This window comes from Streptomyces sp. NPDC057287, from assembly GCF_042667905.1.
GTDB lineage: Bacteria > Actinomycetota > Actinomycetes > Streptomycetales > Streptomycetaceae > Streptomyces.
In genome coordinates, this window is record NZ_JBHUYV010000001.1 from 693479 (window position 1) to 714108 (window position 20630).

Sequence of the window (20630 nt, forward strand, 5' to 3'; positions counted from 1 at the left end):
CACAGGGGTCGGGGTGTTGTCCTGCCGACGCTAGGGAGTCCGCGTTTCGGTGGGGTGCCGTGAGGTGACCGGTGCGCAACCTTGCTCTCACTCGGTCACCGGGGGCGCGGTGAGCAGGGCCCGCCGCACCCCCGGCCCCCCTCAGGCCCGGCGCTTGCTGCCCGCCCCGTCGGGCCAGAGGCGTGGCCGGCGCTTGGCGGCGACGTCCTCGACCCAGCCGAAGGCCAGGATGGCGAGCCCTGTCAGCGGCCAGATCACCACGAGGACCAAGAACTCGTACGACTGCTCTACATACGTACCGAACGTGTCGCCGAACCATGGAACGGACCAGAGTTCGTCCACCAGGTGCGCGGCCGCCATCAGCAGCAGGTTGTGCCACAGATAGATCGTCACGGCCCTGTTGTTGGCCAGCGTGACCAGGCTGTCCCACCTGGTGAGCCGGCCGGGGAGCTTCTGCCAGGACGGTGCGTACACCAGCAGGATCGCGCAGAAGCCGAGCGACCAGGTGGCCTGGGCGAGCGGGATCTCGTCCAGGTTCCAGCCCTCCTCGGTCAGGTGGCCGGACGCCCACCACAGGCCGAAGCCCATGACGATCGCGGCCGACGAGACGGCCAGATAGCGCGGGACCCGCTTCAGCAGTCCGTCGTTGTGCGCGAAACCCAGGACCCAGCAGGAGCCGAACACCGCGAAGTCGACCAGCCCCTCGCCGAAGGTGCCGGGCACCGTCACGAGGCCGGTGCCGATCACGGCGGTGAGCGCGACCGGGGCGAGCAGTGTGACCCACGGCAGCTTGCGGAACGCCTTGAGCAGCAGGGGCGAGGCGAGCACGAACCAGAGGTAGGCCCGGATGTACCAGAGCGGCCCCGCCGCCTGGTCCGCCCAGCTGAGCTCCAGCCAGCCTCCGGCGGAGCCGCTCTCCTCGGGGTACGGAGGGGAGCCGAGCGGGAGGACGTAGCTGCCGAGCCTGATGAACCACCACAGCCCCTCCTCCCGGACGGGCTTCCAGCTCAGCGCGAACATCACCGGCACGACCACGAGCGAGAACGCCCACATCGGCGGGAGCAGCCTGCGCAGCCGGCCGCGGATGACACTCGCGGCCGGCCGGGACAGCGAGCGCGCCATCAGCGACCCGGCCAGGGCGAACATGACGCCCATGGACGGGAAGAGGATGGTCAGCCAGGCCCAGCCGAAGAGGTGGAAGACGACGACGCGGACGAGGGCGACGGCCCTGAGCAGGTCCAGGTAGCGGTCGCGGCCGGGCTTCGCACGGGGCGTGGGGCCATCGGCGGCTGTGTCCGGGGCTGCGAGGACCCGCTCCTGGCGGACCGCCGGGGCGGGCACGGTGAGGGCGGGCGCCTGGTGCCCGGCCGGGGCGTCGACCGTGGAGGCGGGCGAATACGGAGCGTCGTGCACTGCGCCGGCGTGCGCCGGGTGGGCGGCGCCGCTCTGCCGCCGCGACGGTGTCCAGGCGGTGTCGGAGGACGGCCGGGCGCCGTCGTCGTATCGGGCGCCGTCGTCGTACCGGGCGCCGTCCTGACGCGGCCGGTCGGGATACGTCATGCCACCGGCCTCCGGTCCGTGTCCTTGCGGCGGTTCTGTGTGCCGCCCGGTGCCTCCACCACGCCCGTGCGCCGCAGCTTCTGCCAGCGCAGCCGGCCGCCGGTGAGAGCGGTGATCCAGGACTGGAGCAGCACGACGTACATCAGCTGCCGGTAGAGGATCTGCTGGAGCGGCAGGGAGATCAGATGGGTCATGCGCTCCCGGTCGAGCCGGAAGGCGTACGCAGCGCAGACGGCCTGCACCAGCAGGACGCCGAACCAGGCCGCGACCGTCTTCCCCGTCGGACCGAAGACCAGTCCGTACAGCAGGAAGACGTCGATGAGGGGCGCGAGCAGCGGGGCGACGACCATGAACAGGGAGACGAACGGCAGCCCCACCCGTCCGAAGCGGCCCGAGGGCCCCCGCTCGACGACCGCGCGGCGGTGCTTCCAGATGGCCTGCATGGTGCCGTACGACCACCGGTAGCGCTGCGACCACAGCTGCTGCACGGACTCGGGCGCCTCGGTCCAGGCCCGGGCGTTCTCCGCGTAGACGACGCGCCAGCCGTCGCGGTGCAGCGCCATGGTGACGTCGGTGTCCTCGGCGAGGGTGTCCTCACTCATGCCGCCGATCCGGTCCAGGGCGTCCCGGCGGAAGGCGCCGACCGCGCCCGGGATGGTGGGCATGCAGCCCAGGAGGTCGTACATCCGGCGGTCCAGGTTGAAGCCCATCACGTACTCGATGTGCTGCCAGGCGCCGATCAGCGAGTCGCGGTTGCCGACCTTGGCGTTGCCCGCGACCGCCCCGACCCGGCGGTCGGCGAACGGCTGGACGAGCTCGCGCACGGTGGACGGTTCGAAGACCGTGTCGCCGTCCATCATCACGACGATGTCGTAACGGGCGTGCGCGATGCCGTTGTTGAGAGCGGCGGGCTTGCCCGCGTTGCGCTGGCGCACGACCCGGACGTTCGGGATCCACATCGCCTCGACGAGGTCGGCCGTGCCGTCCGTCGAACCGTCGTCGATGACGACGACCTCGATCGGGTAGTCGCTGGCCACCAGTGAGCGCACGGTGGCCTCGATGCACTCGCGCTCGTTGTACGCGGGTACGAGGACCGACACCGGGCGGGTGAAGGGCTCGCCCCAGCTGAAGTTCCTGCGGCGCACCTTCCTGGCGTGCAGGAAGGAGAGCAGCAGCATCAGCCCGAAGCGGACCATCACCAGGACGCCGATGACCGCGAGGCCGACCACCAGGACGCCGGTGACGCTCTCGGAGATCTCCACCGCCGCTATGAACGCCCTGCCCTTCCAGAGTGCCGAGCCGGTGACCGGGGTGTGCGCGCTGGGAGCGCCGAGCGCCGAGGTCAGGTTGGTGAACGCGTAGCCCCGCTCCTGCATCTGCGGCAGGAACTTCCCCAGCGCGGACACGGTCTGGGACCGGTCACCGCCGGAGTCGTGCATCAGGATGACGGCGCCCTTGCCGCGCACGGGCGTGGCACGCTCGATGATCGCGGGCACGCCGGGGCGCTTCCAGTCCTCACTGTCGGTGTTGTTCACGACGGTGAGGTAGCCGCGGCTGCCGATGTACCGGGTGACCGGCCAGGACGTGTTGTCCATGGCGTCGGAGAACGAGGAGTAGGGGGGCCGGAACAGGGACGTGCGGATGCCGGCCGCGCCCGCGAGCACCAGCTGGTTCTGGGAGAGCTCCCAGTCGATGCGGCTGGTGGACTGGAGGGAGAGATCGGGGTGGTTGAAGGTGTGCAGCCCCACCTCGTGCCCTTCATCGACCATGCGCTTCACGAGGTCCGGGTAGCGGGACGCCATGGTGCCGGTGACGAAGAAGACGGCGTGCGCATGGTGCTTCCTGAGCTCGTCCAGGACGCGTGGGGTCCAGACGGGGTCGGGGCCGTCATCGAAAGTAAGTACGATAGTGTGATCGGGTAACCGGAGCGTCTTGGCGGCCTCGCCCGCCTTGCGGGCGTCGATGACCGGACCGCCGTCGAGAACGTCTTCGGGCACCTGGGTGGTGGCGGCCGGAGCCTGGATGCGGTGGTCGGCGAGGATCTCGCTGTGCACGTATCCGCGCAACATGAGCATGGCGAGCAGGGCCACAAGAAGGAGCGACGGAAGCAGATAGCGCATGGGAAGCCTGCGCCGGACGGTCCGCTTCTTCTTCCGGTTGTGCCTGCCCCGCGAAACGGGGGGTGTCATCTACTGGGCGCCTTCTTGTGGTTGCACAGGTGATTCCGAGGGCTCCGGGGTCACCGGCGGGCTCTCTTCGGCGGGCGGCTCGGGGCTGGCGGACGCCGACGGCTCACCGGACGGCGTCGTGGTGGCCGAACGGCCCGGGGCGGCAGGCGCCGAAGACGCCTTCTCCCGGGGCGGCCTGACGGACGCGGAGGCCGAGGCACTGGCGCCGCGTGCGGACGGGACGGACTCGGACGCACCGCGCGACGGCGTCGCCGAGGCGGCGCCGGGGACCGGGGCGGAGGCGCTCGGTGTGGCACCGGGGCCCGCGGACACGACCTCGCCGCCAGGGGCGGGCCGCACCTCGACCTCTTCCGCGCGCTTCTCGTCCTGCCCGGAGAGCGGCAGCCAGGGAGCGGCGGAGTTCCCGCCGAGCACCGCGACCACGAGCGTCACCGCGTACACGGCACAGATCGTGGCGAGCACCCAGCCCACACGCCGGTACGTCTTGCTCCGGCGGCCGCTCTCGTCGACGAACACCGGCCCGTCGGACGGGTCCGGAGGACTGGCTTCAACAGGTAATTCGGAGATCTGACGACCCAGCCCGTCCAGCGGGACGGTGACGTCGTTCGGCTCATGCGTGTGCCCGGTTCGGGTACCTTCGCGCCAATTTTCCACAGGTGTTTGCACTTCCCCCACTCAATGAAGCAGGTGCGCGGGAAATGACTGGAATCTTGCCATCGGACCAGAGCCCCCACCCCGTCCGCGCGTCACCTGCCACCGTGCACCCGAAGCAGCGAATGTAGCGCACGCCGACGAGGGCAAGGGGGCGTAATCACTTGTTGTTCATGAATGGTGACGCATGAGTGACGCATCGGCTTCAGGCAACCACGAGGCCGGTGGCCGCACCATCCATCCCTCTGCCCCGGCAAATTCCCTGATGGCAGCAGACAGAGCGGCCAGCCCGGGGTGCTCGAACCCCTTCCGCCACACCATCAGCAGAGGGGAGAGCGGCACCGGCCGCACGAGAGGGCGCAACACCGTCCCCGGCAGCGGCGGAAAGCCGGCGACGGCCAGAACGGGGTTGCCAGTCTTCGCCATGACCCGCTGGAATTCGGCCACTCCGACGGCGAGCGGGGCAGGTGGCGCCAGGACGATGTCCCATTCCGCGAAAAGCACGGTCGCGAGATCCGTCCACTCGGATGTACGCGCATTGCCCGCACCGGCGTAGACGGTCTCGCCGGTCAGATCACTCATGGCGACCGTCTCGCATCCGGCCAGAGGGTGATCGTCCGGCAGGAGCACGGCCATCGGCTCGTACCGCACCGGCTGTACGGAGAGCTGGGCGAGCAGAGCGGGATCGAGGCCGGCGGCACGCCCGAAGGAGACACCGAGCCGCCCCGCGAGCACCTCGCCCGCCGCCCAGGCCAGTCCGCTCTCGAAGCGCGCCATCAGCTCGCACTCCGGCGCGAGCTCTCGCGCGCGGGCGAGCACCCGGGCCGCGGTCATCCCGTCGGTGTTGAGGTCGACGAGCAGCGGGCTGTCCGCCGGGTCCGCGAAGGCGGCGGACAGCGCGGCGTGCGCGTCCAGCACCCGGCGGGCGTGCGGCAGCAGTCGCTCCCCGTCCGCGGTGAGCGACACCTGCCGCGTGGTGCGGACGAAGAGACCGCTTCCCAGCTCGCGCTCCAGCCGCCGGATGTCCCGGCTCAGGGCCTGCTGCGCGACGTAGAGCCGGGCGGCGGCACGGGTGAAGTGCAGCTCCTCGGCCACGGCGACGAACGCACGGAGGAGCCGGGGGTCGATGTCGGGGACGGTCACGCCCCCAACTTACAACAAAAGTGCGTGAATGTGCTCCGATCAGGTGTTGGACGCCGTGGAGGGCAGGCCCGAGGGTGAACGCGTGTCCCACGAAACCGCCGCACCGGCCCGCCCTCGGGCCGCCCCGTCCAATCCGTACCTCCGGCTGCTCGCCACCCCCGGCGCACGCGCGTTCACCGCGGGAAATCTGCTCGCCAGGCTGCCCATGGGGATGTTCAGCGTCAGCGCCGTCATCATGATCGCCGGGGCCCACGGTTCGTACGCCCTGGCCGGTGCGGTCACCGCGACCGGACTGGCCGCGACCGCCGTGGTCGCCCCCTGGACGGCACGCCTCGTCGACCGGTACGGCCAGGCCAGGATCGCGGTACCAGCCACCGCGGTGGCGGCCCTCGGCTCGCTGGCCCTGGTGCTCTGCGTGCACTACGACGCACCGGTCTGGACGCTCTTCGCCTCCTACGCCGCGACGGCCACCACCCCGAACACCGGCGGCATGTCGCGGGCCCGCTGGGCCCACCTCCACCGGGGCGACCCGGCGACCCTGCACACCGCGAACTCCTTCGAACAGGCCGCCGACGAGCTGTGCTTCATGCTCGGCCCGGTGCTCGCCGCCTCCCTCTGCGGTGCGCTCTTCCCCGAAGCCGGGACGCTCACCGGCGCGATCCTGCTGATGACCGGGGTGCTGGTCTTCGCCGCACAGCGCGCGACCGAACCGCCGGTGGCACCCCGCACACGGGCGGCCTCACCACTGCGCACCCCCGGCATCCCCGGCCTGCTCGCCGCCTTCCTCGCGACCGGCGCGGTCTTCGGTGCCATGGAAGTCGTGTCCATCGCCCACGCGGGAGGCGCGATCCTCGCGCTCCAGGCCGGCGGATCCTGTGTGGCCGGGCTCCTGTACGGGTCGCTGCGCCCCGCCCCGGACGTCGGGCGCAGGCTGCTGCTCTGCCTGACCGGAATGACCGCGCTGATGTCGCTCCCCCTGATCGCCGCGGCCACGACCGGCTCCCTGCCCGTCCTGGCGGGCTGCCTGCTGCTGGCGGGGGCGGCCACCGCTCCGACCATGGTCACCGGGATGACCCTGATCCAGCGGCTGACCCCGCAGGCGCAGCTCAACGAGGGCATGACCCTCGCCGTCACCGCGCTGCTGGGCGGCATAGCGGCGGGTTCGGCGGTGGGCGGCTGGACGGTGGAGCACTCCGGGACGGTGGCCGGTTACGCCGTGCCGATGTACGCGGCGGCCCTCGCCTTGGCCGTCGCGGCGGCCGGGACGCGCAGGGCCTGAGTGCACGGGATACAAAAACGAGGACCCCGCTGCCGTTGGCAGCGGGGTCCTCGTTCACATGGGAATTGTGGAGATGGCGGGAATCGAACCCGCGTCCAACGGTGCAGAACCAGGGCTTCTCCGAGTGCAGTTCGCTGCGCTTTTCTCGGCCCCGGAGGTCACGCGAACAAGCCTCCGACAGGCCCAGTCACTGTTTGATTTCCTTCTAGGCCCCGTGACCGGGCTTAGAAGTTTAGATCCCTAGTTGATGCCAGGATCCGGGTCGGGATCAACCCCGGGCTGACACTCCGCAGAGTCTTCGCTCAGCTGCTAATTAGGCAGCGAGGGCGAAGGCGGAGGAATCGCGCTTAGAAGTGGCGATTATTGTTTGCGACATATGGTTTACGAGATCATTGTCGCTTCCTCGACTCGCTTCCCCTGCCTCGACATCCGCTGTCGAAACCGATCATCCCCATGTTGATTTTTCAAATCGCGCGCCTTCGCTGAGGTGCACGGCCCATCGTACGTGACCAACGCACACGGATGCCACCGTATTCCGGCGGCTCCGGGGCGCGGGCCCCGGACCGGGTGGCGGCTACGCGCTGCGCTGGCGCCGACGGGCCGCCGAGATCGCGCGGTTCGTCTCCCGCGTGTCCTGCTTCTCGCGCAGCGTCTGTCGCTTGTCGAACTCCTTCTTGCCCTTGGCGAGCGCGATCTCGACCTTGACCCGGCCGTCCTTGAAGTACAGGGCGAGGGGCACGATGGTGTGCCCCGTCTCCTGCGACTTCGACTCCAGCTTGTCGATCTCGGCCCGGTGCAGGAGCAGCTTGCGCTTGCGCTTGGCCGAGTGGTTGGTCCAGGTGCCCTGCACGTACTCGGGGACGTGGATGTTGTGCAGCCACGCCTCGCCGTTGTCGATCTGGACGAAGCCGTCGACCAGCGACGCCCTGCCCATCCGCAGCGACTTGACCTCCGTCCCCATGAGCACGAGACCGCACTCGTAGGTGTCGAGGACGTGGTAGTCGTGCCGCGCCTTCTTGTTCTGCGCAATCATCTTGCGCCCGGTGTCTTTTTCCTTGGCCATAGTGCGGTCATTTTCGCACTACGACCCACCCCCGAGGCCACTCAATACCGTCTCGCCCCGCTGCTGGGCCTCAGGACCCGCCCCGACGTCCGGCGTGATGCCGCTCCCGTCGACGCTGCGGCCGGCCGGAGTGCGGTAGTGCCCGACGGTCAGCTCGGCCACCGAGCCGCCCGGGAGCTTGCTGGGCATCTGCACGGACCCCTTGCCGAAGGTGCGGGATCCGACGGTCACGGCCCTGCCGCGGTCCTGCAGCGCACCGGTCAGCAGCTCGGCGGCGCTCATCGTGCCCCCGTCCACCAGGACCACCACGGGCCGCTCGGTGTCCCCGCCCGGTTCGGCGTACAGGGCGCGCTGCTCACCGTGCACGTCGTAGGTGGCGACGAGCCCGCCGTCCAGGAAGGCGGAGGAGGCGGTGACGGCCTCGGTGACCAGGCCGCCCGCGTTGGCCCGGAGGTCCAGGAGGATCCCGGCGTCCCCGGGCGCCTCGTCCACGGCGTCGCGGACGGCGGTGCCGGCGCCCTTGGTGAACGCGGAGACCTTGATCAGCACGGCGGAGGAAGGGGTCTGCCCGAGGCGCCGGACGCTCACCGGGTCCGTGCTGAGCCGCGCCCTGCGCAGGGTGGTGGTCCAGGAGTGGCCGCCGCGGCTCAGCCCGAGGACGACGGAGGAGCCCTCGGCGGCCTTCGTACGGTCCCCGCGCAGCAGCGCGACCACTTCGGCGACGGGGCGCTTCTCCACGGGGCGGCCGTCGAGGGTGCGCAGCAGGTCGCCCCTGCGCACGCCCGCCCGGTCGGCGGGCCCGCCGGGCTGGACCCCGGTCACCGTCACCTCGCCACGGGCCGAGCGCCGGGCGGAGATCCCCACACCCGTGTACGAACCGTCGAGGGCCTGCTCGAGCTCCTCGTACTCCCGCTCGTCGTAGACCGCGCCCCAGCGGTCCCCGCTGCGGCTGACGACCTCCTCGGCGGCGTCCGTGCCCGACTTCCCGTCGGCCTCGGCGTCGGCGACCGCGTCCGCGATCTCCTCGCGGTCCACGGAACCGACGGTGGAGGACACGGCACGGGTCTTTATCTCGGTGCCCGTGCCGCCCTCACGGGGCAGGGACCCGGTGGCCGCGGCCGTGGCCAGCACGCTCGCGAACACCAACGTCAGGGCCGCCCCGCGGTAGATACCGCGGGGTTTCAAATGGTACGTATGGCCCGGCATGTGGCCGAGTGTAGGACAACGCCCCGTCCGCCCACGGCTCGTTGGCCGCATGCGGGACGGGGCGCTCGTCACACCTTGAGGTACTTGCGCAACGCGAAGAGAGCGGCAACGGCGGGCATCAGAAGCCCGATCGCGAGGACGAGCGGAAGCTTCGTGAGCACCGCCTCCCAGCCGATGAAGTCGATCAGGTTCAGCTTCTCCTGGAGCGCGAGACCGCCGTCGATCAGGAAGTACCGTGCGGCTATCAGGATCACGCAGGCGAGCAGCCCGCCGATCAGGCCGGCGAAGGCCGCCTCCATGATGAACGGCATCTGGATGTAGAAGCCCGAGGCTCCCACCAGCCGCATGATGCCCGTCTCCCGTCTCCGGCTGAACGCCGAGACGCGGACGGTGTTCACGATGAGCATCAGCGCGATGACCAGCATCAGCCCCATCAGGAAGATCGCGGCCACGTTCATGCCGTTCATCAGCCCGAAGAGGTTGTCCAGGATGCTCCGCTGGTCCTGGACGGACTGCACGCCGTCACGGCCCGCGAAGGCCGTCGCGACGACCTTGTACTTCTGCGGGTCCTTCAGCTTGACCCGGAAGGACTCCTGCATCTGGTCCGGCGTGATGTTGCCGGCCATCGGCGAGTCGCCGAACTGCTCCTGGTAGTGCTTGTACGCCTCGTCGACGTTCTCGAAGAGGACCGGCTTCTGGACGGCCTCCATCTTCTCGAGGTCGGCCTTGATCTCCTTCTTCTGCTCGGCCGTGACGGCGCCCTTGGCGCACTTGGGCACGTCCTTGGCGTCGTTCTTGTTGCAGAGGAAGATCGAGACGTTGACCTTGTCGTACCAGTAGGTCTTCATCGAGCTGACCTGCTCGCGCATCAACAGCGCACCGCCGAACAGGGCGAGCGAGAGGGCGACGGAGACCACGACCGCGAAGGTCATCGTGAGGTTACGACGAAGACCGACGCCGATCTCCGACAGGACGAACTGGGCGCGCATGGCGTCCTTTCAGTACTCGATGCTCGTGCAGAGGCTCGGAGGGGCCGGCGGGTTGGGGCGCCGGCCCTTCTCAGTGCTGGTAGCCGTAGACGCCACGCGCCTGGTCACGCACCAGACGGCCCTGCTCGAGCTCGATGACGCGCTTGCGCATCTGGTCGACGATGTTCTGGTCGTGGGTCGCCATGATCACGGTGGTGCCGGTCCGGTTGATGCGGTCCAGCAGCTTCATGATGCCCACGGAGGTCTGCGGGTCGAGGTTGCCGGTCGGCTCGTCCGCGATCAGCAGCATGGGGCGGTTGACGAACGCCCGCGCGATCGCGACACGTTGCTGTTCACCACCGGAGAGCTCACCGGGCATCCGGTCCTCCTTGCCCCCGAGACCCACGAGGTCGAGAACCTGCGGCACCGCCTTGCGGATCTCTCCGCGGGGCTTGCCGATGACCTCCTGCGCAAAGGCCACGTTCTCGGCGACGGTCTTGTTGGGGAGGAGACGGAAGTCCTGGAACACCGTGCCCAGCTGGCGGCGCATCTGCGGCACCTTCCAGTTGGACAGCCGCGCGAGGTCCTTGCCGAGCACATGGACCATGCCCTGACTGGCGCGCTCCTCCCGGAGGATGAGCCGCATGAAGGTGGACTTGCCGGAGCCGGAGGAGCCCACCAGGAAGACGAACTCGCCCTTCTCGATGTCGAGTGAGACGTCCCGGAGAGCTGGGCGGCTCTGCTTCGGGTAGGTCTTGGAGACGTTGTCGAATCGGATCACGGATGCACCACGGTCGGCCGGGGGTAGGTGAGCGTGACCATACGCGAAGCGGGTGATCGCGTGCAGTCGGCGTCCGGCAATGAGGGATTTGTGACGGAACGCGGTACGGAACGAAACGGGGCGTGCCGGACCTTGTCCGGCGGGCCGCGCCGAAACCGCCGCGAGCTGGCACAGTGGTAGGGGGAACGGTTGCGTTTCCCTGAGCGTTGTGCGGAGAGAACGTGAATGCGGCTCCCGCCGCGCGGGAGGAGGACTGCGCATGACCTACGACAGACTGGTGTGCGCGAACTGCGCGTCACCCGTGAACGAGGGCCGCTGCCGTGTCTGCCGGGCGAGCCGGGAGCGCATGCAGGATCAAGGGCCGTTCGCGGGGCTCAATCCCGCGATGCTCATAGCGCTGATGGTGATCCTGGTGGCCGCGCTGGCGCTGCTGGCGCACCAGGCCGTCTGAGCGGGAGACCGCATCCCGCCGACCCGCGGGGCAGAGACGTGCGCGTACGGCCGCAGGAGCGGTTCCGGTACGCGAAAGGGCCCGGGAGGCCACTAAGGCTCTCCCGGGCCCTTCAGCGTGCGTGTGAGGCTCAGGCGGTCGTGCGGCCGCCGCCGGCCAGACGCGGCAGGATGCGGAAGCCGATGCCACCGGCGATCATCGTCGCGGCGCCGACCAGCAGGAACGTGGTCTCGGCCGCACCGGTCTCGGCGAGCTCGTCCTTGCCCTTGCCCTGCTCGACCGGCTGGTTGCCGACACTGTCCGTGTCGGTGTTGTCGCCGGCGTCCGGGTAGGACGGGTCGGACGGCGCGCTGGTGACCCCGTCACTGGGCCCGTCGGTCGGACCGTCCGTCGGGCCGTCGGTCGGCTCGTCGGTCGGCTCGCCGGTCGGGGGCTCCTCGGTGGGGGGCTCCTCGGTCGGGGGCTCCTCCGTGGGGGGCTCCTCGGTCGGGGGCTCCTCGGTGGGAGGCTCCTCGGTCGGGGGCTCCTCCGTGGGAGGCTCCTCGGTCGGGGGCTCCTCCGTGGTCTCGCCCGGGTTCGGCGGCTCGACGGTCGGGTCGTCGTCGCCGGCGAAACCGACCTGGACGTTGACGGCCGTGGAGTCCTCGCCGTCGATCCCGAGGCCCAGGCCGATGCCCGCCGCCTGGGCCGCACCGGCGGCCGTGAGCGAGGCACCTGCGGCGATAACCGCGCAGGCGGCTATCCGCGCGACGCGGATTCGCGTCTTCTTCGTCATCTGTTGCTACCCCCAGTAGCTGATCTCGTCGATGGAGCAGCCATATGCGGTCCTCGGCCCTGCGGGGTCACACTCTCTGCAGGGCCACGCCGTACCGTGGTCATCCCGCCCGCCCCCGATCACACCTGTCCCAGACATACGCGTGCTGCTCTAGCACCCTGTCCAGAGTTAAGGACTACGTCAAGGCCGTTCCGAGGGCATACAGGGCGCTATGGGGGTTCTTGACGGCTATTCGGAATCACGACTGTGACTCATTCACCACACCATCGCCTCAACTCCCCTGCGTCCGCGGCGGGGTGAAACGGCGAAGGGCCCGGACAGGAGATCCCGTCCGGGCCCGGCAGCCTTACGGCCGGAGTTACTTCTCGCTCTGCTTGCGCCAGCGGATGCCCGCCTCGATGAAGCCGTCGATCTCGCCGTTGAAGACCGCTTCGGGGTTGCCCATCTCGAACTCCGTACGCAGGTCCTTGACCATCTGGTACGGGTGCAGGACGTACGAACGCATCTGGTTGCCCCAGGAGTTGCCGCCGTCGCCCTTGAGGGCGTTCATCTTCGCCTGCTCCTCCTGGCGGCGGCGCTCGAGGAGCTTCGCCTGGAGGACGTTCATCGCGGACGCCTTGTTCTGGATCTGCGAGCGCTCGTTCTGGCAGGAGACGACGATGCCGGTCGGCAGGTGGGTCAGGCGCACCGCGGAGTCCGTGGTGTTGACGCCCTGGCCACCGGGGCCCGAGGAGCGGTACACGTCCACGCGCAGCTCGGACTCGTCGATCTCGACGTGGTCGGTCTGCTCGACGACCGGCAGCACCTCGACACCCGCGAAGGACGTCTGGCGCCGGCCCTGGTTGTCGAACGGCGAGATGCGGACGAGGCGGTGCGTGCCCTGCTCGACGGAGAGCGTGCCGTAGGCGTACGGCACCTCCACCGCGAAGGTGGTCGACTTGATGCCGGCCTCTTCGGCGTACGCCGTCTCGTAGACCTCGGTCTTGTAGTTGTGCCGCTCGGCCCAGCGGAGGTACATGCGCTGGAGCTTCTCCGCGAAGTCCGCCGCGTCGACACCGCCCGCCTCGGCCCGGATGGTGACCAGGGCCTCGCGCGCGTCGTACTCGCCGGAGAGGAGTGTGCGGACCTCCATCTCGTCGAGCGCCTTGCGGACGGATTCGAGCTCCGTCTCGGCCTCGGCGAGCGTGTCGGCGTCACCCTCGTCCTCGGCGAGCTCGAAGAGGACTCCGAGATCGTCGATACGGCTCCGCAGGGCCTCGGTCTTGCGGACCTCGGCCTGGAGGTGCGAAAGCTTGCTGGTGATCTTCTGCGCCGCGTCCGGGTCGTCCCACAGGGACGGGGCCGCCGCCTGCTCCTCGAGCACGGCGATGTCGGCCCTCAGCGCATCCAGGTCCAGGACGGCCTCGATCGACCCCATGGTCGAGGAGAGGGACTTCAGCTCTTCGGAAATATCGACGACTGCCACGGGTCCAGCGTAACGGCTGGGCGGGTGAACCTGTCCCTCCCCCGGATCCCGGCCCTCCCGGGACGGCTCTCAGGGTGCCGTCGGCGCCGAGTTCCGCGTGTCCTCGGGGGCCGAGCCCGGGTCCTCGCCGCTCGTGGCGAGCCAGCCGCCCACCCCTATCGCCGCACACAGGGCGACGGCCGCGACGCCCAGCGTGATCCTGCGCTTGCGGACGGCAGCCGACTTGTTCCGCGCCGAGCCGGGCCGCGGCCGGCCGGGGGCGCGCGGGGCGCGGGCCGTGCCGAGGGGGCCGCCGGAGAGCTCGTCGGGGGCGGGGACCCGCATGCTCGTGTGGGTGTCCCGGTTGGAGTCCGGTGAGGAGCCGGGCACCAGCGGCACCGCGCCGCGGCGGCGCGGCTCCTCCGGGGCCGGGGTGTACTGCTGCTCGTCGTACGCCTGGGCCTCTGACTCGTTGTCCGGCTCGTCGACGTCGAGCGGGGGTATCCCGGACAGGAGCGGGAGCAGCTCGCGCAGCCGGGCGGCGAGCTCGGAGGCGCGCAGCCTGGAGGCCGGGGCCTTGGCCAGGCACTGGACCAGGAGCTGCCAGAGCTCCTCGGGGATGCCCGGGAGCGGGACGACCGTCTCGGTCACGTGGCGGCGCAGGACGGCGCCGGGGTGGCCTCCGCCGAAGGGGGTGAAGCCGGCCAGGAGTTCGTAGAGCACGGTCGCCAGGGCGTAGATGTCCACCGCGGCGCGCGGCGGGAGGCCTTCGACGATCTCGGGGGCCAGGTAGTCCGGCGTACCGATGATCTTGGTGGCCTTGGTGCGCCGCGGGGTGTCGATCAGCTTGGCGACACCGAAGTCGGTGAGCAGCGCGGGGTGCGAGCCGCCGGGACCGAGCGGGCCCTCCATGTCGAGCAGGATGTTCTCCGGCTTGACGTCGCGATGGACCACACCGGCGCGGTGCGCGGCGGCGAGGCCGTCGGCGACGTCCGCGATGATCGCCGCGGCGGCCTCGGGCGCGAGGCGGCGTTCCCGGTCGAGACGGGTGCGCAGGTCGGTACCCCGCACGAGGTCCATCACCAGGGCCAGGTCGGTGCCGTCCACCACGAGGTCGCGCACGGCGACGACGTGCGGATGACCGAGCCCGAGCAGCGCGGTGCGTTCCTGCACGAAGCGGCCCACGAGCTCCTGGTCGGACGCGAGGTCCTCGCGGAGCAGCTTGATGGCGACCGGGCCCTCGGGCCCCTCGCCGAGCCACACCGTGCCGGCGCTGCCGCGCCCCAGGATCTGGTGGGCGGTGTACCGGCTGCCGATATTCCGTGCCAAGACTGCTCCCTCAGCGGCTGGCGTTGACCCCCCGGTCGACAAAGTTACGCGGCGATCGGGGGGTTGCGTGCCCGGGACGGCGCCAACCTTCACTTCTGCGGGCGAATTGGGCCCTCGGAAGTCGACAAAGACACAGAACGGGGAGGTTACTGGCCGGTCGTGCCGCCGGAACCGCTCCCGCCGAGCTCCTCGAACCAGTCGGTGACGTTGCTGATGCCGTCCCCTATGGCGTCCCAGAAGCTCTTGCCCTGGGCGACCCAGTCCTGAAGCGGTGTCAGTTCCCAGATGAGCCAGGCGGCGACGACCAGGAGCACGACCGAGAACAGGCACCCCTTGAGGCAGCCGAGGCCCGGGATGCGCATCGGGTTGGCGCCGCGCTGCCTCGGCCGGCGCTGGTCCGGCTGCTGGGGCGGCGGCTGCTGCGGGGGCGCGTACTGCTGCCGCTGCGGCTGCTGGGGCCGCTGCTGTTGCTGGGGCTGCGGCTGGTAGCGCTGGGGCTGCTGCTGCGGGTACTGCTGATGCTGCGGGCGCGCGGCCTGCCGGGCCTGCGGCTGCCGGTCCTGCGGCGGCTGCTGGCGCTGGGGGCGGCGGCGCAGCGGGTCCTGGCCGGGGTCGAGGTACTGGACCTGCGTCTGCTCGTTGCGGTCACGGGCCGCCCTGAGCTGGGACTGCCAGGGGTGCGGCTCGTCGGGCCGCGGGGGGCCGGGCGGCACGGGCGGCATCATCGCGGTCGGGTCGGCCTGGCCGCCCCCGCCCGGGGTCTGCTGCATCACGCTGGTCGGGGCCGCGGGGTCGTACGAACCCGCGTTGCTCGGCAGCACCTGCGTCGGGTCGGCCGCGCCCGGGGTCTCCGGGACGGCGGCGGGCGCCGGGTCGGGGGCGAGCAGGGCGCCCACACCCTCGGCGGCGGCGATCTGCGCCGAGTTCGCGTGCACGCCGATGCCCGCGCCGACGGTGCGCAGCGCACGGGCGAGGTTCACGGCGCTGGGCCGCTGGTCCGGGTCCTTGCGCAGGCAGCGCTCGATGACCGTCCACAGCGGCTCGGGGACGGTGCTGGGGCGCCGGGGCTCCTCGCTGAGGTGCCGGTGCAGGACCTCGAGCGCGGTGCCCCCGGCGAACGGCGGGCGGCCGGTGACGAGCTCGTACAGCAGGATGCCCGCGCCGTAGACGTCCACGGCGGAGGTCTGCGGGCGGCCCTCGGCGGACTCGGGTGCCACGTAGGCCGGCGTGCCGACGAACTCGTGGGTCCGGGTCAGCCCCGGGGAGTCCGCGAGGCGCGCGATGCCGAAGTCGGTGAGCATCGGGTGCATCCCGCCGTCGCGCTCGTCGAGCAGCACGTTGGCCGGCTTCAGGTCCCGGTGCACGACGCCGTCCGCGTGGCTCGCGGCCAGCGCGTCCGCGATCTGGGCGGTGAGCAGCGACGCGGCGACCGGGGTGAGCGGGCCGTTCTCGCGGAGATAGCGGTGCAGGTCGGGACCGTCGATCAGGTCCATCACCAGGGCGAGGAGGTCGCCCTCGACGACGAGGTCCCGGGTGCGCACGATGTTCGCGTGGGTGAGCCGCAGCAGCACCGAGCGCTCGCGCAGGAACCGCATCACGACATCCGCGTCGTTGGCGAGCTCCTCCTTGAGCACCTTGATCGCAACGGTCTCGCCGGGCTGCCCGGCGACGGCCGCCTCGGCGCCCGCGGTCTCCCGCTGGCGGGCTCGCCAGACGGTGCCCGTGGCGCCGCGTCCGAGCGGCTCCTCGAGCAGGTACTTGCTGCCGACTGGCCGCACGTCACGCGCTCCCTGCTGATCGTTGTGCTCGCGGTCCCCCCGGGCCCGCCCGGATGTTCCGGCCCACTCTAGTGCCGCCGTACGGGGCACCGGGCGGTCGTCGTCCGGTCGTGTTGCCGCTGTGTCCGGAGGAAGACGCAGGCACGAAAGGGTTGGTTGCCGAACGAGTGTGCAGGACCTTTCCGGCAGGACCAAGCAGGAACTTTTACGCCCACACTCGGCCATTCATGATCACTAAGCGGTCACCCCCGGGCGTGTTGTCAGCGGCAGGTGCGAGGATGCCTCCAGCACGGAACCGTGAGGTCGGGAGCCTCACCCTCCGTGACGACCTGTACCGGACGACGCGTCCGTGCCGGGTGGGGGGAATCACAGGGCATTTCCCCTGCCGGGCACCCCGCGCAGAAGGGACCGCTGACGGCGATGCAGATCCGGCTGACCGTCCTCGCGCCGCGCAGCGGCCAGACCCCGGCGCGCGCCTGCGACGTGCTCGTGACCGCCCCCGCCGGGACGGCCCTCGCCTCCGTGGCCTCCGGCCTCGCCGCGGCCGTGTCCGGCCCGGAGGGCTCCCTGGGCGGCGGCGCCACCGTGCTGTACGCCGGGCGTGAGCGGCTCGACCCGCAGCGCTGCGCCCTCGGCGAGCCGCCCCTGGTGGACGGCGCGGTGCTCTCGCTCCAGGTGCCCGGCGAGGACGAGGCGGCGGACGACGCCGTGCCGGCGCGGCTGCACGTGATCGCGGGACCCGACGCCGGCGGGGTCCATCTGCTGCACGGCGGACAGATCCGCATCGGCCGCTCGGCCGAGGCGGACGTCCCGCTCGACGACCCCGACGTGTCGCGGCTGCACTGCGCGGTGACGGTCTCCGACGACGGCAGGGTCTCGGTCGCCGACCTGGGCTCCACCAACGGCACCTCACTCGACGGCGCGGAGGTCCACGACCGCCCGGTCCGGCTGGCCCCGGGCGCCCTGCTGCGGCTCGGCGAGTCCACGCTCCGGCTCACGGCCGGCTCACGCACGCCCACGCTCACGACGGCGCCGGACGGCGAGGGCCACCTGCGGGTCGCCCGCGCCGATACGGGCGGGACCCGGGGTCCGGGAGGCTCCGCCGGGTCGGACGGGGAGCCCGACGCGGACACGGAGGGCACCGAGGGCCACGGCCACACCTACAGCTCACCCCCTGCCGGGCACGACGTGTACGACGACGGCGCGGCCGGCCACGACGCCCACCGGGGCGAGCCCTCCTGGCAGGTCACCCACGGCCGAGGCTCGGCGCTCACCCCCGGCGAGCCCCCCAGACGCGGTGGCATAGGTGCCTGGGCGAGGCGGCTCAAGACCGGCAAGGGGGAGCAGGCCCACGAGACGCAGGCCGGTGACCCGCCCGTGGCCGGGCCCGGCCACGCCCCCGCCCCGCACGCCCCCTCCGTGCTCCCTCACTCCCCCTCCGCCCCGGCCGGCACCTGGCCGGACCCCGCGACCGTGCTCCTCACGGCGCTCGGCCCCGGACCCCGCCTCTGGGAGCGCGACACCGCGCACCCCGAGGCCCTGGTCGTCCGGCTCGGGACGACGGAGCGGGCCGATCTTCCCGCCGTGCCCGTCACCGTGGGGCTCCGGGAGGCCGGCTCGCTGGGCCTCGCGGGACCGCGGGCCCGGCTGTCCGGACTCGCCCGCTCGACGGTGGCGCAGCTCGCCGCGCTCCACTCGCCCTTCGACCTGGAGATCGTGCTGATCAGCACGGACCGGGCCCGGAGCCCGGAGGAGCGGCGGCGCGAGTGGTCCTGGCTCGGCTGGCTGCCCCATCTGCGCCCCATGCACGGACAGGACTGCCGCCTGCTCCTCGCGTACGACCGGGAGCAGGCGGGCGCCCGCGCGGCGGAGCTGGTGCGCCGTATGGAGGAGGGACCGCTGGGATCCGGCTGGGCGAGCGCCGACCGGTCCTCCGTGGCCGAGGCGGCCCGCCGCCACACCGGCCCCCGCACGGTGGTGATCGTGGACGGCGATCCCGGCTCCTCTGCCCTGCGGGAGACCACGGCCGGGCTGGCCGGTGCGGGAGCCGCCGCCGGCATCCACCTGATCTGCCTGGCCGAGACCCCGGCCGCCTCCCCGACCTCTCCGGTCGCCGCGACCTACGACACCGCGTGCCGGGCCTCGATCGCGTTCCGCGAATGCGGCGCCGTCGCCATGCTGAGCGGCGATGTGGCGACCGCGCTGCGGCTGCTGCGCACGGCGGGCGGCCAGGCCGCGGGCCACGGCACGGTGGCATCGGTGGACGCCGTGTCGGCGGCCTGGGCCGAGCGGTTCGGGCGTGCCCTCGCCCCACTGCGTGACGAGGGCTCGGCCGTCCTGCCGGGCCGGCCCATGGCGGCTGCCCTGCCGCCGTCCGCCCGGCTGCTGGACGAGCTGGGCCTCGCCAGGGCCACCCCGGCCTCCCTGATGGCGCGCTGGGCCTCCACGGCCGAGGACCAGCCCGGGGCGACCGTGCGCACGGCCGCACCCGGCGCCGCGGACCTGGACACGACGGGCTCGGGCCGCACTCTGAGCACCGGCCCCCGGGTGGGCACACAGCGCGAGTCCCCCGACTCCGGGCGCACCCCGTTCCGCGGCAGCGGACCGACCAGCTCGGGCTCGGGCCGCTCCGGTTACGCCTCCGCGGGCGGCGCCCCCCGGATCGGCGCACAGCGGCGGGACGGCGGCACCCCGGAGACCGACCCCACGGGCGCGCCCTCCGGCTTCGCGGGACGGCCCGTGGTCGTCCTCGGCGCCGGCCCCCGGGGCCCGCTCTCCGTCGATCTGGCCGACGAGGGTCCGCATCTGCTGATCGAAGGGCCCGCGGGCAGCGGCCGTACGGAGCTGCTGCGCGCCGTCGCGGCCTCCCTCTCCTCCGCCGCCCGCCCCGACCGGCTCGGCATCCTCCTCATCGACGGGGCGGGCGGCGAGCACGGGGAGCGCGGCGAAGGCCTGCGCCCCTGCACGGAGCTGCCCCACGTCTTCACGCACCTGGTGGCCTCCGACCCCGTACGGATGCGTGAGTTCGCCCAGGCGCTGGGCGGCGAGCTGAAGCGCCGGGCGGAGCTGCTGGGTCCCCTGGACTTCGCCGCGTGGCACGCGCGGCACGAGGAGTCGCAGAGGCTCGGCGGCCGTCGCCCCGCCGGAGCCGCCGAGCAGCGCGGTGACATCGAATCGCCCGCGAGCGGCACCCTGCGGCTGCGGCCCGCCTCGGCCCGTCCGGCGGACCCCGGCCCCTCCCCGCTCCCCCGGCTGGTCGTCCTGGCCGACGACTTCGACGCCCTGGTCGCTCCGGCGCTCGGCAGCCCCGGCCGCCCCTCCGCCGGGTCGGTCGTCCGGGTGCTGGAGGCCGTGGCCAGGGAAGGGGGGCGCCTGGGTGTCCACCTGGTGGCCTCGTCCGCCCGCCCGGACCGCACCGAGGACACGGAGCTGGCCCGGGGCGCGCGGCTGCGCATCGTGCTCGATCCGCCCGTCGTCCCCCCGTCCCCGGACGAGCCCGCCCCGGGCCGGGGGCGGCTCGGGCATCCGGACGGCCGGGTGACGCCGTTCCAGGGCGGCCGGGTCACCGGCCGCATCCCGCGCACGGCGACCCTGCGCCCCACCGTCGTACCGCTGGAGTGGGAGCGGATGGGGGATCCGCCGGCCCGCCGGCCGGTCCGTGAGCTGGGCAACGGCCCCACCGACCTGGCCCTCCTCGCCAGTGCCCTGGAGAGGGCAGCCCGCTCGGTGAACGCGGAACCGCTCCCTCCGCTGATCCCGTAGCGGCTCGTACGGCCTCGTCCGGCGGCCCCCGTCGTCCCGGGGGCCGCGCTTCTCCCGGCCCTGCCGGGCGTCCGCCGCCGGGTCGTGGCGGGACGTCACGAGCCGATCACGATCACGGAGTTGGCGCGGGCGGCGGTATTGCGGCCCCGGTGCGCCGGGCATAGGACTGTGCGCACGGACGACGTGAACCGCACGATGTGAGACGTGAGCGGCACCGCAGGGTCCGACCGTTGGTGCCGGTCCGCGCACAT

At 71.9% G+C, this 20630-nt stretch carries 15 protein-coding genes and 1 other RNA gene; 4 read left to right on the plus strand and 12 right to left on the minus strand.

The window, feature by feature from the left end:
- Positions 1 to 141 precede the first annotated feature (141 nt).
- Together ACFUNE_RS03060 and ACFUNE_RS03065 are read right to left on the minus strand one after the other, a co-directional pair.
- A complete protein-coding gene (locus ACFUNE_RS03060) occupies positions 142 to 1560 on the minus strand; it encodes an acyltransferase (RefSeq protein ID WP_383561557.1) in 1419 nt (472 codons plus the stop codon).
- Positions 1557 to 3680 carry a glycosyltransferase gene (locus ACFUNE_RS03065; RefSeq protein ID WP_383561559.1) on the minus strand — a complete coding sequence of 708 codons (2124 nt, stop codon included), beginning with the start codon at positions 3678 to 3680 and terminating at the stop codon, positions 1557 to 1559. Before ACFUNE_RS03065 ends, ACFUNE_RS03060 begins: the two co-directional genes overlap by 4 nt.
- On the opposite strand from ACFUNE_RS03065, the gene ACFUNE_RS03070 reads away from it, so the two are divergent.
- Entirely contained in the window at positions 3679 to 4320 is a 642-nt protein-coding gene (locus ACFUNE_RS03070; RefSeq protein ID WP_383561561.1) for a hypothetical protein, read from the plus strand. The two genes, ACFUNE_RS03065 and ACFUNE_RS03070, sit on opposite strands and share 2 nt — an antisense overlap.
- Before the next feature lie 251 nt (positions 4321 to 4571).
- On the opposite strand, the gene ACFUNE_RS03075 is transcribed toward ACFUNE_RS03070, so the two are convergent.
- Positions 4572 to 5543: a LysR family transcriptional regulator gene (locus ACFUNE_RS03075; protein WP_383561563.1), complete on the minus strand. Its 972-nt coding sequence runs from the start codon at positions 5541 to 5543 to the stop codon at positions 4572 to 4574.
- Between the two features lie 82 nt (positions 5544 to 5625).
- Here ACFUNE_RS03075 and ACFUNE_RS03080 point away from each other — a divergent pair, with 82 nt between their 5' ends.
- A complete protein-coding gene (locus tag ACFUNE_RS03080) occupies positions 5626 to 6822 on the plus strand; it encodes an MFS transporter (protein ID WP_383561565.1) in 1197 nt (398 codons plus the stop codon).
- A gap of 65 nt (positions 6823 to 6887) precedes the next feature.
- Here the strand turns inward: ACFUNE_RS03080 and ssrA are convergent.
- The 5 genes from ssrA to ftsE form a co-directional block, all read right to left on the minus strand.
- Positions 6888 to 7275: a transfer-messenger RNA gene (ssrA, locus tag ACFUNE_RS03085) on the minus strand.
- Positions 7276 to 7396: 121 nt separating this feature from the next.
- Positions 7397 to 7885 carry an SsrA-binding protein SmpB gene (gene smpB / locus ACFUNE_RS03090; RefSeq protein ID WP_383561567.1) on the minus strand — a complete coding sequence of 163 codons (489 nt, stop codon included), beginning with the start codon at positions 7883 to 7885 and terminating at the stop codon, positions 7397 to 7399.
- A gap of 18 nt (positions 7886 to 7903) precedes the next feature.
- Positions 7904 to 9091 (minus strand): S41 family peptidase, encoded by a 1188-nt coding sequence (locus ACFUNE_RS03095; protein WP_383561569.1) that lies wholly within the window; start codon positions 9089 to 9091, stop codon positions 7904 to 7906.
- A gap of 68 nt (positions 9092 to 9159) precedes the next feature.
- Complete coding sequence (ftsX, locus tag ACFUNE_RS03100) at positions 9160 to 10080, minus strand: permease-like cell division protein FtsX (RefSeq protein ID WP_383561571.1); 921 nt, start codon at positions 10078 to 10080, stop codon at positions 9160 to 9162.
- A gap of 70 nt (positions 10081 to 10150) precedes the next feature.
- Positions 10151 to 10840 (minus strand): cell division ATP-binding protein FtsE, encoded by a 690-nt coding sequence (ftsE, locus tag ACFUNE_RS03105; RefSeq protein ID WP_014046319.1) that lies wholly within the window; start codon positions 10838 to 10840, stop codon positions 10151 to 10153.
- Positions 10841 to 11099: 259 nt separating this feature from the next.
- On the opposite strand from ftsE, the gene ACFUNE_RS03110 reads away from it, so the two are divergent.
- Positions 11100 to 11291 (plus strand): hypothetical protein, encoded by a 192-nt coding sequence (locus tag ACFUNE_RS03110; RefSeq protein ID WP_383561573.1) that lies wholly within the window; start codon positions 11100 to 11102, stop codon positions 11289 to 11291.
- Between the two features lie 130 nt (positions 11292 to 11421).
- Here the strand turns inward: ACFUNE_RS03110 and ACFUNE_RS03115 are convergent, their stop codons facing one another.
- The 4 genes from ACFUNE_RS03115 to ACFUNE_RS03130 all read right to left on the minus strand — a co-directional run bounded on the left by ACFUNE_RS03115 (position 11422) and on the right by ACFUNE_RS03130 (position 16617).
- A complete protein-coding gene (locus ACFUNE_RS03115; protein ID WP_383561575.1) occupies positions 11422 to 12066 on the minus strand; it encodes an LPXTG cell wall anchor domain-containing protein in 645 nt (214 codons plus the stop codon).
- Between the two features lie 358 nt (positions 12067 to 12424).
- The gene (gene prfB / locus ACFUNE_RS03120; protein WP_383561577.1) at positions 12425 to 13531 is read right to left on the minus strand and encodes a peptide chain release factor 2; all 1107 of its coding nucleotides are present in this window, start codon (positions 13529 to 13531) and stop codon (positions 12425 to 12427) included.
- 69 nt (positions 13532 to 13600) lie between these two features.
- Positions 13601 to 14839, minus strand: coding sequence for a serine/threonine-protein kinase (locus ACFUNE_RS03125; RefSeq protein WP_383561579.1), 1239 nt, complete (start codon positions 14837 to 14839; stop codon positions 13601 to 13603).
- A 146-nt stretch (positions 14840 to 14985) separates the two neighbouring features.
- Positions 14986 to 16617 carry a serine/threonine-protein kinase gene (locus tag ACFUNE_RS03130; protein WP_383561581.1) on the minus strand — a complete coding sequence of 544 codons (1632 nt, stop codon included), beginning with the start codon at positions 16615 to 16617 and terminating at the stop codon, positions 14986 to 14988.
- A 420-nt stretch (positions 16618 to 17037) separates the two neighbouring features.
- Between ACFUNE_RS03130 and ACFUNE_RS03135 the strand changes: the two genes are divergently transcribed.
- Positions 17038 to 20379 (plus strand): FHA domain-containing protein, encoded by a 3342-nt coding sequence (locus ACFUNE_RS03135; protein ID WP_383561583.1) that lies wholly within the window; start codon positions 17038 to 17040, stop codon positions 20377 to 20379.
- Positions 20380 to 20630 lie beyond the last annotated feature (251 nt).